Annotated in this window: 14 protein-coding genes and 1 pseudogene; 4 read left to right on the top strand and 11 right to left on the bottom strand. The window is 43.1% G+C overall.

The window, feature by feature from the left end:
- Nucleotides 1-172: 172 nt before the first annotated feature.
- Nucleotides 173-367, bottom strand: a complete 195-nt coding sequence (locus V7K36_RS10850) for a hypothetical protein (RefSeq protein ID WP_335115602.1) — start codon at nt 365-367, stop codon at nt 173-175.
- 1 nt (nt 368) lies between these two features.
- Here V7K36_RS10850 and V7K36_RS10845 point away from each other — a divergent pair, with 1 nt between their 5' ends.
- A complete protein-coding gene (locus V7K36_RS10845) occupies nt 369-779 on the top strand; it encodes a hypothetical protein (protein WP_335115600.1) in 411 nt (136 codons plus the stop codon).
- Between the two features lie 558 nt (nt 780-1,337).
- On the top strand, nt 1,338-2,630 hold the full coding sequence (locus V7K36_RS10840; RefSeq protein ID WP_335115598.1) for an FAD-dependent oxidoreductase: 1,293 nt from the start codon (nt 1,338-1,340) through the stop codon (nt 2,628-2,630).
- 199 nt (nt 2,631-2,829) lie between these two features.
- Here the strand turns inward: V7K36_RS10840 and V7K36_RS10835 are convergent, their stop codons facing one another.
- Nucleotides 2,830-3,249 (bottom strand): hypothetical protein, encoded by a 420-nt coding sequence (locus V7K36_RS10835; protein ID WP_335115597.1) that lies wholly within the window; start codon nt 3,247-3,249, stop codon nt 2,830-2,832.
- Nucleotides 3,179-4,384 (bottom strand): glutathione S-transferase family protein, encoded by a 1,206-nt coding sequence (locus tag V7K36_RS10830; protein WP_335115595.1) that lies wholly within the window; start codon nt 4,382-4,384, stop codon nt 3,179-3,181. Before V7K36_RS10830 ends, V7K36_RS10835 begins: the two co-directional genes overlap by 71 nt.
- A gap of 496 nt (nt 4,385-4,880) precedes the next feature.
- Here V7K36_RS10830 and V7K36_RS10825 point away from each other — a divergent pair, with 496 nt between their 5' ends.
- The gene (locus tag V7K36_RS10825) at nt 4,881-5,477 is read left to right on the top strand and encodes a hypothetical protein (protein WP_335115593.1); all 597 of its coding nucleotides are present in this window, start codon (nt 4,881-4,883) and stop codon (nt 5,475-5,477) included.
- A gap of 161 nt (nt 5,478-5,638) precedes the next feature.
- Here the strand turns inward: V7K36_RS10825 and V7K36_RS10820 are convergent.
- Nucleotides 5,639-6,238 (bottom strand): annotated as a pseudogene (locus tag V7K36_RS10820) (amidohydrolase family protein); the annotation flags it as partial.
- Nucleotides 6,239-6,821: 583 nt separating this feature from the next.
- On the bottom strand, nt 6,822-8,636 hold the full coding sequence (locus tag V7K36_RS10815; RefSeq protein ID WP_335115591.1) for an iron uptake porin: 1,815 nt from the start codon (nt 8,634-8,636) through the stop codon (nt 6,822-6,824).
- A 652-nt stretch (nt 8,637-9,288) separates the two neighbouring features.
- Between V7K36_RS10815 and V7K36_RS10810 the strand changes: the two genes are divergently transcribed.
- Nucleotides 9,289-9,414 carry a hypothetical protein gene (locus tag V7K36_RS10810; protein WP_335115589.1) on the top strand — a complete coding sequence of 42 codons (126 nt, stop codon included), beginning with the start codon at nt 9,289-9,291 and terminating at the stop codon, nt 9,412-9,414.
- Nucleotides 9,415-10,056: 642 nt separating this feature from the next.
- Here V7K36_RS10810 and V7K36_RS10805 read toward each other — a convergent pair.
- The 6 genes from V7K36_RS10805 to V7K36_RS10780 all read right to left on the bottom strand — a co-directional run bounded on the left by V7K36_RS10805 (nt 10,057) and on the right by V7K36_RS10780 (nt 15,311).
- Entirely contained in the window at nt 10,057-10,971 is a 915-nt protein-coding gene (locus V7K36_RS10805) for a TauD/TfdA dioxygenase family protein (protein WP_335115587.1), read from the bottom strand.
- A 356-nt stretch (nt 10,972-11,327) separates the two neighbouring features.
- The gene (locus V7K36_RS10800; RefSeq protein WP_335115585.1) at nt 11,328-12,194 is read right to left on the bottom strand and encodes a CmcJ/NvfI family oxidoreductase; all 867 of its coding nucleotides are present in this window, start codon (nt 12,192-12,194) and stop codon (nt 11,328-11,330) included.
- Between the two features lie 49 nt (nt 12,195-12,243).
- Nucleotides 12,244-12,924, bottom strand: coding sequence for a glutathione S-transferase family protein (locus tag V7K36_RS10795; protein WP_335115583.1), 681 nt, complete (start codon nt 12,922-12,924; stop codon nt 12,244-12,246).
- A gap of 214 nt (nt 12,925-13,138) precedes the next feature.
- On the bottom strand, nt 13,139-13,279 hold the full coding sequence (locus V7K36_RS10790; RefSeq protein ID WP_335115581.1) for a hypothetical protein: 141 nt from the start codon (nt 13,277-13,279) through the stop codon (nt 13,139-13,141).
- Between the two features lie 32 nt (nt 13,280-13,311).
- Nucleotides 13,312-13,686, bottom strand: a complete 375-nt coding sequence (locus V7K36_RS10785; protein ID WP_335115579.1) for a 4Fe-4S binding protein — start codon at nt 13,684-13,686, stop codon at nt 13,312-13,314.
- Nucleotides 13,683-15,311 (bottom strand): FAD-binding protein, encoded by a 1,629-nt coding sequence (locus tag V7K36_RS10780; RefSeq protein ID WP_335115577.1) that lies wholly within the window; start codon nt 15,309-15,311, stop codon nt 13,683-13,685. Before V7K36_RS10780 ends, V7K36_RS10785 begins: the two co-directional genes overlap by 4 nt.
- Nucleotides 15,312-15,579: the final 268 nt, after the last annotated feature.

The following is a 15,579-nucleotide window of genomic DNA, read 5'->3' as shown; positions in this document are numbered from 1 at the left end:
GCGGTTAATCGATCAGATTGAGGTCACAGATCACAAAGGGTGCAATCGGAGCAAATTCGCTAATATCTGGTTGCCTGATGGTGCGGTCAAATCCTTGTAAATTCAAGGTGCAGCGAAATTACAGGCCTTTCCCGATTGGTACGAATTCCCCGCAAGAACTGTAACGGCGGGGTCAATTATCGGGTAAATGGAATGTAATTTCCTGGGAATCTCCACCCCTGGTTGCGGGGAAATAGGTGACAAGTGATACATCCAGAGTGGCTGTAATTCCTGCTGATGATCCGCTCACCTCCGGTGGGTTGGAGCGATCGCTGTGGTAGATTTTTAACAGTGCTGTCTGCTGGCCCCCTAAAGTGAATATCCACACTATGAAAATCGACCGATTGCAGGAACTTAAGCAAAAACTGACGTTTGAAGCAGACTTGTCCGATATCTGGTTATTTTATATGGATCATTTTGCAGATCAGCAGGAATTTACTGACCTGGGTGAGCCTGCCTATAATGAATACCTAGATGCTGTCCTCCACCAAACTTGTAAGCATTTGTTTGGCAGGACAATAAAGATTAGTGGCTTTTTTCTGATCTACATTGCAAAGTATCAGTTATTTCATGGATCTTTCCAAGTTACAGGACGTATTGGGGGTGTAATTTATTTCGAGGATATAAAAATTGGGTTACTTGCAGTGTCGGCGGATTATCCCCCTACCGATGCGGTTAAGTATTCACGTTTTTCTGAGATTATTCAACTGTCGGGATCTAATCGCAACGAGCACAATTGAGAGAAGCACAACAAGAGAGGTGTTTTCAAGAGCCTGTTTAGATTTACCAATTTTAGACTCCCTCAAGCATTTTTGATGTTTATTAATTTTTATTGCCCACTCTGAGATTTATTTTAGCTAGTATGAACATTGGCTGTATGGCGATCGCAATGCAAGAGATTGATTTGATGAATAGCCACTGAGACGGCAGATAATATGCTACTAGTATACACTGGCAAGTTTCTCAATCCTCCCCGACGGCGAGAACTCTCACCCCTCTATTATCAGGCTTGAATGATGCCTAAAACAAAAACTGCCTTGAATTCGCTCCAAAGCAGTACGGTGTGTAAGAAGAGGAGTCTTAGGTAAAACTTGGGACTTCTGGGTTTTTATCCCCCGGTTTCGGTATGGTAAATTTGGTATGTAATCATATACAAGTTCCCCATAATACTATCCGATGAAAAAATCAATTTTATTTAAAATCTAGCTGGACTTGGGTTAGGCAATACAAACCTTTTTTTTATGTAATTAAAGTCTCATTATTTTTGTACGTAAACCAGTTCGTAAACTCGCGTTAATATGGATATCGTCATTGTTGGCGCAGGACCAGCAGGTCTATTCTTAGCCCATCGATTGCTCGCCCAAAGCCCAAGGCATACGGTACAACTATATGACTGTAATCAAAATCCGAAAGGTCTAGAATCTTTTGACAGTCGAGGGTTCGGCTTGGGATTAGGTGCAAGAGTACAGTTTTGGTTGAACAGTATCGAAGGGTTAGGGGAGCAGTTAGCCTCTCAAGGGATTGAATTCACGAAGGCTGAACTTATTTTGATTCCGCGTCGGACTGTATGTGCTTTACTTGTGCGCTCACTACTGATGCGTTATGGTGATCGAAGCTCTGATCAGAGTTCACGGCTATCACTACACTTTAAAGCTTCAGTCGTAGATGTTGATCTGGCACATCGTAAGATCGTGATTGAGAGAGAATCTGGTTATGAAAAAGTAGCCTACGATCTGCTAGTGGGGGCAGATGGAATTCACTCGACCATCCGAAGTGCGATGATCATCTCAAGACCAGACGAAATAGATTTTCAACAGCAGCAACGACCAGAGGTATGGAAAGTACTGCAACTACCGATGCAGGCAGAATTACAAAAATCTCCACCTCGGATCATTCGACTTCAAAAGCGAAGTACTGAATATGGTCTTGTTTTTGGTGGCTGCTTACCGCGAAAAGATGGTCATTTAACAGCGCTGATTTTTTGGCAACCAATAGGCAGTAGCGATCAAGTCAATCCCTGTGGAATTACAACTGTAGAGGAATTACAGCAGTTATTACAGGAGATGTTCCCAAAAAACTTACCTACACTTAAGCTTGACCCAGAGCAAGCTGCGGCATTCTTAGAAGCCCAGCCGGGGCATGAATACTGGAGTCAATGTCGGTGCTATCATCACTTGGAGGGTGGGGCAGTACTGATTGGGGATGCTGCACACTCTATGTTTAGTCTTTTGGGACAAGGTTGCACCGCAGCCATTAACGATGCAGTTGTCCTTGACTCCTTGCTTGGGCAGCACGGCGATCAATTATCACTCGTCTTACCTCAGTTTTCTGCTCAACAAGTCGAAGAAGGTCATGCTGCTTCTGACTTGGGCCTGATTGCATTAATCGTTTACCACCCCTGGTTAGGGCTTTTATACAGAATCACAACGTTGCTATGGGTCCTTGTACTAAGACAGCCAAGTATCTTTGCTCGGCTCAATCAAGTCGGGACCAACTATATACAAGTACTCCACGAAAATAGATTGTGGATATGGCTTGCTAAGAAACTCCTAAAAGAGCTACCAAAAGTGTCAAACCGAAGAAAGATTTAGGGAGAAAAACTATTTTACACTGTATAAAAAAACTACTAATATGAGCTGATTGTACAGTAAAGTCAATCGCAATTGCTAAAAATTGGCATTCTCATTCTGAAATAGTGACAATTGAATTACTTGGGATTGTCTTACGTTATCCAGATTGGACGAAGTTAGAACAAATAGCAATGGCATGTATGTTTGGTAGGGCATCGGCTCAAGGAAACGCACTAATAAATGGCTTGCCAGGAGTGATAAATGCAGCGATAACAGTGATGCTATTCGTTTCTTTCGTGTCATCAGGAGTGAAGGTTGCCAATGCCTTCACAGTGCCACGGCTTTGAGGATTGATCAGAGCCGGAATTAATGTGAATCCTGGAATGTCAGGAGCGATAGCTGCACCAACCCATAAAGCTGGACTGAAGAGAAACTGTAAGTCAGGGGCAACCTTGTTGCTTCTGCCACTATGCAGGAATAGTCCCGCTTCAATGAAATTACTGGTAGGTGAGATCGGGGGTATGTTAACTGTTAGAGGAGCGCGATCTGCCAGGATGGGTGCCTGAATCCTACTTGATGAAAAAATTAGACGGGTCTTGATCTCGTCGATGCTTAGTGGGAATGGGGTCCGGCTGCCCATCACCCGCAAGAGCTGCGGTTTTTTCCAGGGATTCCCTCAATCGCTTGGCCGCGTAGATGGACATGTCTCGGGGTACATTAATGCGATCGCGCAAATATCGTAGAGCGACATCAGATCCCGATGGAGGTACACAGTCTTCATCGGTCATCATGTGTGTTAAAGCACAACGTAGGGCTTGATCAAACAATTTATCATCTAAGGGGTTGACTCGGATAATATTGACGCGGTGCTCGATAGTTCGTTGAAGAGCTTCCATGCGGGAGTTTTCGGGTTCTGGATAAGTAACATCTGGTAGCCCGAACCAGGGACCGTTATCCACCCGCGCTTTATTGAGAAGCATCTGGGTTTCGCCGTTTTCCCAACAGCCCCCCATCTGGGGCGGCAAATCATGTACGTGGGTGTGAAAGTCGCTCTGGGTACCGCAGTAGGTAGGTCGGCTTTCCATTGCCGCAAACCATGCGCTCAAGCGAGGGTTTTCTTCCCGCAGGGAGTAGCCCTTGTAGTAATAAAGGCTCGCATTCATCCGTTCGACATAGGGCGTAAAAATGACATCGACGATGCCGAAGCTATCTAGAAAGTAAGGTCCTGGGGTGCGACCCAGAGCCGACTCGACCCTAGCCACCACTCCGATAAATTGTTCTCGGTTGCGTTGTTCTTGTTGAGAGTTCTCTGCTCTATAGCATAGCCAAGCGCACCAGGCTCTAAATAAAAGTCGTTCTAATTGACGTAGAGTCAGCACCGTGCGGTCTTCCATGCCTTGGCTCAATGGATCAAAAACCTTTTCCAAAGCGATCAAAATGTCATCGCTTTCCTTAATAATCCGTCCATCTAGCTCGATCGCGGGGAGCATACCTGATGGTACCTGACGTTTGTACCAACTTTCTTTCTCCCCATAGCAGAACATTGTCACTTTTTCGATGCGATAGGGGATCTGTTTTTCCTCTAGCCATAACCAAACTTTTTGACAGTAAGGACACCAGGCATGGTTATCGCGGTACAGCGTTACCCGCACATCAGATTCGGACTGACCAAACAAGCGCAACCGGGCTTTAGCGTTGGTGAGACCATTAACGGTATCTATTTGATAGTCCGTGAGGGTTTCTAGTTCTTGCCAGCTTAAGGGTGCGGTAGTCATAGGGTGAGTTGCGTAGGGCAATACTTAGGACTTTTCTTGACTCTACAATATTTTCAATAGTATATATTATATTTAAATTATCTATAGCAATCCTAAATCATTCGTGAGAGAGAAAATCGCTGAAAGGTTTTAAAGATACGTACTTTTAATCTCACTATTTTCTCACGTTTCAATTCGGATTGCTATAACAATCTTTAAAATCAGTATGTCTATTAAAAAATGAAGTACAGAATGTGGGATTAAAAGTTTATTTATTCGTTACTTACTCAACCAATCCGTTACTTGGTTAAGCATTGTGGCATTTTTACAAATTAGCAGAAAAATCTTTTCTAGCTCGGAAGTTACAGTGATTTATAATTATCATTTTCCGGATGTAATTGCTGTTAGACAATGATTGCTAAGATATAGGACTGAAGCTCAGATAAGGTTTATTTTATAATTAGTTTTATCTTGATTTGTGAATGATATAATCACATGAAAATGATTTTCGATAACTATGCCAATTAAAAAAAATATCGAGCTTAATCAAGGATGTTTCCTTAATCCCACAGATAAAAAGATAGTTGTCAATTTAGCAAGTGAAGATATTTTAACTTTAATCACGCAAGAGTTAAAAACTCGTTACTCGCCAGAAACTCAAAAACAAGCCCTTGAGGGAAGTTCCCAGCTATTACCTGATTTCGTATTTCAAGAATTATTAAAACGCCAAGAGCAGGTAATAAACGTTAACCCAGACACCTTAATAGTCGTTAACTGTAACATCACAGGAACAGAGATCGATGAGTTGGAATTTGATTTAAATGTCGAAGCATATTTTGTCATTGCAGATACAACAGGTCAAAATCATTTTCGGGCTAATAGGATAGTCCTTTGGTCAAATATATGGGGTGATGAAGAAAAACTTTTCGATTTAGAAGATGAGCTAGGTGAGCAATTCTGGACAAATTATCAAATCCAGTTACTCTTTGATGAAAAAGAGCAACAAACAATTGAATTAGAAGTATCACAAACAGATGATTATGCAGCAAGGTTACAATTTTACCCATCTCTGAAAATATTTTTACCATCCATAGTTCCCTTTACCGAATTTTAGATTTTAAATTTTGAATAATGGAAAATAAGATTCAAAATCCAAAATTTAATGCGTGTTTGAGAGCAAGCGAATTTCAACGCGAGAATAAATCTAAAATCTAAAATCCAAAATTAAATGATTGGATTTTAGATTGAAGTCAAATCAAAAATCCAAAATTGCTATTATGCCACAACCAAACTCTTATCTACTTGGTGAGATTGGATGTTACCTACCTTGGATTCAACCGCCGTACCCTTGAAGAAGTTGGAGTTGGCTTGAGTATAAAACTTGTAGGGATTAGCGAATACATAGGATTTGAAGTCGGCTTCGGAAATCACGCCTTCTTTCACCAAATCCCAGCTTTCAGCTAGGGGGGTGGTGAGATCAGGTACATCCCAATGACCAACATCTGAGGAATAGATGGCGTTGATTTTGACACCTAAGGGATTGGCTTTGTCGTTGAATGCTGCTGCGATGGTGCGGTCGTCGGACTCGGAACCAAAGAAGAAACTATTCACCCAGCGATCGCGGATGTCTTCAATTGTTTCAATACCTGCGGCTGCAAAATCTTCTAATTCGCTACCAATCGGCGCGCGGCTATGACGGCTGAATGAAGATCCCAGTACACTCTTGGTCAATTCTTCTTTGCTGAGGGAATGTCCTTCAGTAATTTCGCCACCGAAGCGCTCAAACAACTCGAACAGTTCATTAGAATTTGTGAACTCTGGGTTGTAGTTTTGTAGTCCCTGGAGATTGCGCTTAGAGAAACGGTCTACCAAATGACGTAAATATGCAATACCAGGAGGCGATCTGCAAAAGGTGCGCTTTAAAAGGTTCTGTGAAAAATTCATTTACGCCAAATAAATGAAATGCTGTGCTGTATTCTTTATAAAATACTTAAACTCGATTGGATTAACGTAGTTTTCTCTAATCAACCTTTTCACACTTACAAAAAAAAATGCAAGTACCGCTTAACAAAAATTTGCTATAAATTTCTTAATCCATTGGACATCCTTTTGGGAGATAAGTAAGTCGGCACGATAAAACCCAACCTACGCAGATTAAAGCTTTTGGCGCTAACTGAACTGTATTGCGATAAAACCTATGTATGTTTAGTTTCGTAAAAACTGCGGAATTACCCATTTATAAGGTGTTCGCTGAGTTTACATTTCGTCACATAGGTTGATTTTTTAACGCCGACTTACTTAGACCATTTTGCGCTTATGCCGATTTGATTTCTATTAAAAACCTAAATTTAGATGCAGTGTGAAAAATCAGGGCTTGGAAAACCTTCAAAATCACCTTTTTCACATACCGTGAAAAGTCAGATTTCAGCTCAAGGCATCTACCAATGTTTTTCATAGGTTAAAACCTAAAGAGAGTACGAACCCAAGCAAATAAACTATCAGGATTGCTGGAATCAGAGTCCGGTGCAGTAATCCAGATCAAACCCGGCGTAATCTCAATATTGTCTCCGATTTTATATTGATAGAATGCTTCAACGTGCAGGGAAGTATCTTTGTCCGCTTGTCCGGCACCTGCTCCCAAATCTACACTCTTGTTGAGACTGATGAGTTTCGGCTCCATACCAACTAAAATCCCCCCTAGAGCACCTTCTTTAAAAAGATCGGGGAATGCCAGTCCTACCGCCCAATCCATCGCTTCGCCATCTCCGCGTCCCAAATAGCGGTGTGCTGCATAACTTACCCACCCATTGATTGCCAACTTGGGACTAATTTGATAGAACGCCTGTAGACCATAAAGGTTGCCCACAGTTCCCGCTCCGGCCACGGTGCTGTTTACTAGGTTACTCCCGACTGCTGGACCGAAATTTGTTCCACTAAAACCTATGGTATTTGGTGGGCTATAGGTATTAACGTAAGTTGCCGCCAACCGAAAATTCCTATTAGAAGAGTAGTATATTAACTGTGCTAAAGCTAAATACCTGCCTTTAAAGAAGCCATTATTAGCTGTCGGATTGTTGCCGTTTGGTGCACTGTACGCTAATCCTAATTGAACCTGTTTGCCTAATCCCTGGAGTATGGCAATTCCGGCACCGCTATCTCCATAGTTATAGACCAAAGACCGCCGTGAAAATCGTGAAATCCCATTAGCACCAGTCGCAGAAGACGATTCAAAATATGGGTTAATCGGGCCAGAAAGACCGATCTCACTAGCTCCATCAGACAAGGCATAAATGTTGACTTGGGTATTGGGATAAGGTAGAAACCGATAGCGGACACCACCGAGAGTAATTTGATTGCGTGCAAAAGTAATACTGGAGTTATCAGCAGTTCTTCCCTCATAAGTTCCCAATAATCCAGCTCTTGTTTGTCCCAATGATTCAATATTTCCACCTGTGAGTGTTATACCTAGTGAATCTTTACCGTTAAAACTGGTGTTTAACCGTAAAGAAGTTGAACCTTGAAGTGTGGGATTGTGAGCTGCTGGTCTCTTGGTGACGACGTTATTGCCCGCCAGAACTGAGCCAAAAACAATCTGGCCTCGACCGATAAGTTTGGTTGTGGTCGAAAACTCAGTTGCTTCTAACTTCGCAGTTCGCGTTTCTAAGGTATCTAAGCGTCCCCGAAGTTGAGCAAGTTCTGGAGAAAATTGTTCTTGTAATTTTTTGAGGGTATCCAAGTCTTCCCGTTTAACTAAATCTGTCGTTGAAGTCCCAATTAGCTCATTGACGCGATTTAAAGCTGCATTCAATCCAGCCGCAAATTCATAGCGCGTTAGAGGACGATTCCCTTTAAATGTGCCATCTGTATATCCTGTAATTACACCGTAGCGCTCAACTAGAGACTGTAATGCTTGAAATGCCCAATCTGTCGGCTTAACATCTGACAGTTGTGAGACGGATGTCACTTGCCCTGCTACATTATTTGTAGCTTTTTTACTAGTTAGCGGTGCAACTTCCAACAATTGCGATACAGGTGTCACTTGCCCTGTTACATTATTTGTAGCCTTTTTACTACTTAACGGTGCAATTGAAGTTTCTACTGTTTGATTGATAACTGCTTCTGGAGATTTTTTCACTTCTCTTTGGACAGTAGAGGCATCAGGTTTAGGTAGTTCAGCTTTACTTTTTGCCGGATAAAAAACCAGGATAATTAGAATATCTAGCAACGAAAGCAGTAACATCAGGCATCTATAATTCCAGCGAAAATTAGACATGACTCTTCAACTCCTCAACCTTAATGATGAATAAAATAGCTCTAATTTAGATAGCTAAACTAGAGATAATACTTGATGTAATGTCGCTGCTAAACCATTAGAAAATAACCTTAGCAAAGGTTTCACTAGGGAGAAAAGTAGCAATCTCCTATAGATATCAAAACCAGTAATAAGCAGTTGAATGTAGAATCTAAAAGCCGCAGTAAAATCACCTTTTAAATCAGGTTTTTATTGGTTATGCTGCACAAAGTTAATCAATGATTACTGACATTGACTAAAGCTTTATTTTGATTCAATTTGTTATCTGCCAATCAAGATTAGCTGAACGCAATAATTTGTAATCAGCTATGTTTGACGGCATCAATTCTTAGTTAAATACTATAATCCGATAGAAACACCGTATTTTAGGTAGAATTATCTTTGCATATAGTTCGGTACAATGCAAGACCCAGTATTTCTTTATGAGATGAAAATATGTCAAAATTATTGGGTAAGTCAACTCAAACAACAGCGATCGCGTAGCTTGAGGACGGGAGCAAAAGTAAGGTATTTCGGTCATTGCGAGCGATCGCGGAGCGTCTGCTAGAGAAGCGAAGCAATCTGAATCAAGGTAATTTTAATTGAAGAAGGTAGGATTGCTCTTGATGTACCTGTGCGATTTCCACGTCCACGCGATCGCAGTAGTGAAGTCTTTGTTAATATACGTGGAACTGTTCTTGAGCGTGTTATGCCTCGTGAAGCCGCTCATACCAATCATCAATTATTGCAACACCAATGACTACAGAATGAGCGCCAGCATCTTTAACGAAAGTCTCGTATTCTGGACGGCGGATGTAAGCTGTTATCTGTGCGCCACTGAGTCGAGCTAATTAGACTTCTTGCATAAATCAAAAATTAAGAACCCCACCCCGCATTTGAGTAAAGCAAACGCTCCCCTCCCGAAGAGCGGGGAGGGGTTGGGGGTGGGGTGTTAGGGAATTTTGCAAGAGGTCTATTGAAAAAGAGGCAAGGAAGCTCTTTGCAGGGGGGATAGAAAAGAATGGGGATTCGACCCCACAGCCACGAGAACCACTTCTTATAAGTGGGGGACTCAGAGACGTAAGGTATGGAGAAGTGTTAAAGGTTGTGGATCAATCATGTTCCAAAATTTAGCTCTTAATTTTGAGCCAGGGTAAGCGCATCTAAATTAGTCTTGACAAAAACCTTGGTTTGTGAATCAACGAATAATCAAAGTTTCTCCTTTGGTTTGTTTCCCAAGGATCAAAGCGATGCCTGGGTTGGGCTACGCCAACGCCTAAAATATTATCAATAAGTAAGGATTATTGATAATATTTTAGGCTTTATTTACACTCAAATACTCTTATTGACAAGATGCGTTTACCCTGAATTTACCTAATCACCGATCGCCAGTACCCAATCGCTAAACTAAAGCTGGTTCACGCCGATTATATGCAGAAGAGTCTCCCTTAATGGCCTCACTTTGTTTACCATCGATACTTACTGGAATATCGCCAACAATTGTTACACGCTGAACGTGACGAGGTTGATTGCCGTAGTCAGCGATCGCATAATGTTGAGTAGCACGATTGTCCCAGAAAGCCACATCTCCGACTTTCCAACGCCACCGAACTGTGTTCTCAGGACGGGTAATGTAAGCCTGCAACAATTTCACGATTTCGTCAGATTCATTCTGTGACAAACCACGGAGGCGGCGCACGAAACCACCGATGAATAAACCACGTTCGCCAGATTCAGGATGAACGCGGACAACTGGATGCAGAGTTTCGTATAGAGTCGAGGTGAAAACAGCCCGATGCTCTAAGACTTCTTGTGGTAAGTCAATTGCAGCTGCTACATAATCGTAGGCGTTGCTGTGTACTGCCCAAAGTTGATCTGCAATATTACGCAGATAAGTTGGTAAATCTTCGTATGCAGCCACTGAGTTTGCCCAAATTGTATCACCTCCCAATGGCGGGATGGCGATCGCCCGTAAGATAGAACCAAGGGGGGGACGATCTACAAATGTAACATCAGTGTGCCAGTTATTGGCGCGGCTTACAGTCCGTCCGTAATCTAAATCAAGAACTTCTGGATTTCCTGGAAATGATGGGACAGTAGGATGAGCTGTAGTCACTTCTCCAAAGCGACGGGCGAAGGCTACTTGTCCATTAGCATCAAGGTTCTGCTCCCGGAAGAAGATAACTTTGTGTTTAACTAAAGCTTTACGGATATTACTGATAATTTCGTCACTGAGGTTATTGGTCAGGTCAATACCAATAATTTTTGCACCAATACGTCCGGCGATTGGTTTGATGTCAAAGTGTTGGGAAGTCATGATATATTTCTCCAAGTTGAATAAGATTGTAGATTTGTCTCACGCAGAGGCGCTGCGGAAAGTCTGTAGACGCTTCTGCGGCTTCCCGCAGGGTGCGGAGGTTTCCTGCGAACAGAACTTTCCAAAACAGAGGCACAAGAGTAAGAGTTGAAGAAGAGGCAAGGGAGCAGGGGGCTTTCAAGCAAAGGGGATAGAAAAGAATTGGGGTTCGACCCCACAGCCACGAGAACCACTTATTAGAAGTGCGGGACTCAGACTCATGTTCCGATGCAGCTTCACAGCTCTTGGATGGGGTCATTTCCCCAAGCTTTTAGCCCCCATCCAAGAGCCTCTTCGTTGAAGGAAGTTTTTGCTATCTATGCAGGGTAAAAAACGAACGTCCGTAGTTCGATACTTTCCCGTGGAGGCGCGTCTGCTGGGCTGGTGGGGTCTTCAAAGGCTGTGTGGGCTGCAAAACGTGCCCGTCCGTCTTCTGCGGAGTCGAAACACTTGATAAATAGTGCTTCGTCTCTGTGCATTTGTGGGAAATAGAACCATTTATGTTCGGGATTATATGTAACTCCGTATGTCTCACCCACACGATCGCGGTACACGAGATCACCAGCTACAAAATCTGTTGGTGCGATGCTTTGCGCGTCACACACTGCTAATGGAGACTCTTGGATTGGTTTTGCAATCGCTCGCCAAAGGTTGATTATGGCAAATCGTCGTTGCAATAGTGTATCAATATCATCTATACCTCGCGCTGCTAATTCCAAACGGGCGCGAGTATAACCGGATTTGGCGGTGAAGTCGTTGTGTACACGTTTGGCAGGTTCTTTAATATTATTCTCGCCTGGCTTTGACTGACCAGCGTTACGAAGGGTGTGATCGAATATCACTACCTTAGCTGCACCTGTCACCTCTTTTAATAATTGCTCGGCTTCTAGATAGTAGATGCGGTGTACTTCTTCTTTGTCGTAAAAGTCGCGGACGCGGCTGTGATGTTCAGTAAAGGCGAATCCTTGCCGATCTAATAATATCTTCTCTGAGACAGAACGAGCATTGTAGATTGGCAACTTGTGCGTCTGATAAGTTCCATTGCTGGGGGGAATCCCTGGCGGTGGTTCGTAGGTATAGTTGACAGGTTTTTCTGTCATTGGAATCAGGTAACTGAGGTTAGCCTCTACGTCTGGCAGATCCTGGAAAATCGGTCTGTCTAGAACTTGGTTATTTAAGCTCATAGGTCATTCCATTGTGGATTTTGGTTAATTTCTGGTCAATCCCTGTGTCCTATTTTTGAGATGCACCAACGGGAACAGGTTCACCGAGAACTTTGGCGAATCTTTGTAAATAGAAATCCACAGGATTTGTCACTGCTTGAATTGACTCGCGATCGCGTATTAAATTCCACCATATCTGCAAACGAGATGTTTCTGCTGGTAGTGCGAACTGGCGGAAGTATTCTAGGAGTGGTAAACGTTCAAACCAGGGATAAAAGCTGATATCAACTAGGCTAAACTGATCTCCTAACAAGTACTGACCGTTAGATGCCTTACCCAATCCTTCTTGCTCAATATATAGAAGTGCTTCTGTGAATTCTTTTCGTCCTTGTTCCTGTTCTTGGCTATCTTTACCACGCAGAAATTTGTTAAAAGCTGGGACAAACTGAGTATTGGCGTAGTCTATCCAGATGCGAGCGATCGCTTTAGTTGCGGGATCACGAGGTAATAGAGGTGGTTCTGGAAAAACCTCATCTAGATATTCATTGATGATAGTAGACTCGTAGATTTCAACATCCCCATGCTTGATAGCCGGAACTTTGCCATAGCGCGAAATCTGCGTGTAGCCATCTGGTTTGTTTTGTAAGTCAATTTCTATCGGAGTGAAGTCAATGCCTTTTTCCAGCAAGACTACACGGGTGCGTTGAGAGAAAGTAGAAGCTTTGGCGAAGTAAAGTTGTATGTTGCTCACGAAATCCTTTCCTTATAATTATCGTTAACACAGACTATTTGAGATTGCACAACACAAACCAGAGCAAGAAGACAGAAACGAATCGCACTTGATCAGTGCGGTTAAATCCCCAAAAATGCGAAAGTAACTTTTAGGGATTGGGAATTTACCAATCTTTGATATCAAAATCTGACTTCAACAATTTCTGATTAACAAGAAACTGCTATGTTGAATTTCAAAGTTTCAATCCTTGTGGTGTAAAAGGTTCAGTAGGATAAAGGTCTAGTGGATAGGATTTTTTGGCGATCGCCAACGGCACATTTCCACTTGCTTGAGCCGCAAACTGAACTCTGGATACCTTTGCGGGACTCTGCATTTAAAAACCTGATAATTTCACTCAAAGCTCTACTAAGGAATGATTCTCTCCTGAGCATCTGTAGTAAGGTTGTTGCTACTTTGCATAACTGGATAGTAGTAGGCAGACTTCTCTGTTTTAGCGGCTGGTGTACGTCCTTTTCCCCAGCCTACGTTTTTCCGATAGCTGCCAAGTAATCCAGCTGCTACCAAAGTATTCTCATCCACTGGGACTGATTCATCAGCGTTGGGATCGACATACAGTGCATCTACAGGACAGTACAGTTCGCACATATAACAAGTTTGACAATCACTCTGGCGGGCAATTCTAGGCGCACGTCCTGGTACTACATCGAACACATTGGTAGGGCAGGCAGTGACGCAAATATTACATTTAATACAACGGGACTCACTGACTAATTCAATCACAGTGCTACTAACTCCCTATTGACAACTTCCTGGTCAGGTTTTGCCCAGACAGTATCCAATCCACCACTAATTAACCGATATTGCTGGTTAGAATCTTGGTGGGGATAATCCTGGTGTTTGTGCATTCCACGAGTTTCCTTTCTTGCTTGTGCTGAAGTATACATCCAGCGTGCAGTAGCAACCATTGCCGCAGCTTCTCGTGCTGGTAATGCTTGGCTATCTGCTGGGGCAGCACTATGGCGAATTTCTCGCCACAAATCATGCAAGCGTTCTAGAGAATCGCTCAAGCCTCGTTCAGTTCGGAAGAGATTGCGATCGTAAGGTAATACCTCTGCTTGCACAGCGCGGATAACTTCTTGGGGATTAAAAGTGTGGCTACTTTCAGAACTAACTGCTGCCTGTCCAATCGAATACACTTGTCTTTGGTTTGCTTTTGCTCCCAATTGACGAGCATATTCAGCTGCTGCTTGCCCTGACCAATAGCCAGAAGACATTGCCCAAGCAGCATTATAACTACCACCCCCTGTGAAACCTCCACAAATTAACTCCCGTGTGGCTGCATCTCCAACTGCATAAAGTCCAGGTACTGAAGTAGCACAAGAATTATCTACAATCCGAATGCCGCCAGTACCCCGTACTGTGCCTTCTAAACGCAGAGTTACTTGGAAGCGTTGAGTGAAAGGATCGATTCCACTCCGATCAAAAGGTAGGAAAAAATTATGCTGGATGGTTCGCATCCAAGTTCTTACTTCTTCTGGAGTTTCGTGTAGGCTACAGTATACAGGCTGGGTCAGCAAGGTCTTGGCAATTACAGACCGTCCCCGTTGAGAGCCAGCACCCTCAATCACAGTGCCATCTTCGTAGGTGAATGTTGCCCAGCGATAGAAAGCTCCTTTAGTTACAGAAGCAAAAGCAGGAGTGAGAGCATAAGCATTAGAGAATTCCATCCCTGACATTTGCGCTCCGGCTTCAGCTGCCATTAAATATCCATCTCCGGTGAGGACGTTGCAACCGAGAGCTTTACTTAAAAAAGCACAACCACCAGTAGCAATTACAACTGCTCCAGCTCGCACTGTCCAGCGTCCACCCGCTTGGCGACGTATTCCTTTCGCCCCAGCTACTGCTCCTGCTTTATCTACCAGCAATTCCAAGGCGGGACTATGGTCAAGAATTTGTACTCCGACTTTCTTGACTTGCTTACGCATCAGGCGCATATACTCTGCCCCTTGCTGGAGGGAACGGTAGTAAGGTTGTCCTTGTTGGTCAGAGGGAAAAGGATAACCCCACTCACCTAACTGATACAGATTTGCATGAGTCCGATCTAATACTCGCTCCATCCAAGAACGCTCTGATAAAAATCCTCCTAGAGCTTCCCGGCTAGCCATAGTAGTTTCCCGTTGCTCGGCATTTGCTGCATACCACACACTGGTTCCACCTGATGCAGTTGCTCCACTAGAGCCACAGTAGCCTTTGTCTACTAAAATAACCTGGACTCCACCAGCCGCTGCATTGTAAGCTGCCCAAGCACCCGCCGGGCCACCTCCAATAACTAAGACATCTGCCTCTAAATCTAGATTGGAGCCACTGGTAGATGATTGCTCAGACGCTAATAGATTGGCGCTCACTAGCTTTCACTCCTGAATTCAAAATAGTAATATCTTTCAAGTTCACAGACATGACTTACAGAAGTCATCTGTGCGTGACCTTGGGCAGACTTGAAAGACTTATTTGTAAGGCAATACAGACATTTTTGATAAACTACTAATTATCTACCGATTTAGCGGTGATTAATTTAGCAGTATTGCACAGGACTGAATAAAATTCAAGCCCTTCGCCAATAAAATATATGTTTACCTAAATATTTTAAACTCAAATATTTAGTAAAGCTAAGTA

The sequence above is a fragment of the Nostoc sp. genome (assembly GCF_036919555.1).
Classification (GTDB): domain Bacteria; phylum Cyanobacteriota; class Cyanobacteriia; order Cyanobacteriales; family Nostocaceae; genus Nostoc.
Note: the sequence above shows the minus strand (reverse complement) of the source record. Positions and strands in the feature narration are given on the sequence as shown.

Bases quoted from the DNA above. Each gene is read 5' to 3' on its own strand.
- V7K36_RS10835 (WP_335115597.1), bottom strand. From the start codon at position 3,249: ATGGGCAGCCGGACCCCATTCCCACTAAGCATCGACGAGATCAAGACC.
- V7K36_RS10790 (WP_335115581.1), bottom strand. From the start codon at position 13,279: ATGCAGAGTCCCGCAAAGGTATCCAGAGTTCAGTTTGCGGCTCAAGCA.
- V7K36_RS10800 (WP_335115585.1), bottom strand. From the start codon at position 12,194: ATGAGCTTAAATAACCAAGTTCTAGACAGACCGATTTTCCAGGATCTG.
- V7K36_RS10840 (WP_335115598.1), top strand. From the start codon at position 1,338: ATGGATATCGTCATTGTTGGCGCAGGACCAGCAGGTCTATTCTTAGCC.
- V7K36_RS10805 (WP_335115587.1), bottom strand. From the start codon at position 10,971: ATGACTTCCCAACACTTTGACATCAAACCAATCGCCGGACGTATTGGT.
- V7K36_RS10815 (WP_335115591.1), bottom strand. From the start codon at position 8,636: ATGTCTAATTTTCGCTGGAATTATAGATGCCTGATGTTACTGCTTTCG.
- V7K36_RS10825 (WP_335115593.1), top strand. From the start codon at position 4,881: ATGCCAATTAAAAAAAATATCGAGCTTAATCAAGGATGTTTCCTTAAT.
- V7K36_RS10830 (WP_335115595.1), bottom strand. From the start codon at position 4,384: ATGACTACCGCACCCTTAAGCTGGCAAGAACTAGAAACCCTCACGGAC.
- V7K36_RS10845 (WP_335115600.1), top strand. From the start codon at position 369: ATGAAAATCGACCGATTGCAGGAACTTAAGCAAAAACTGACGTTTGAA.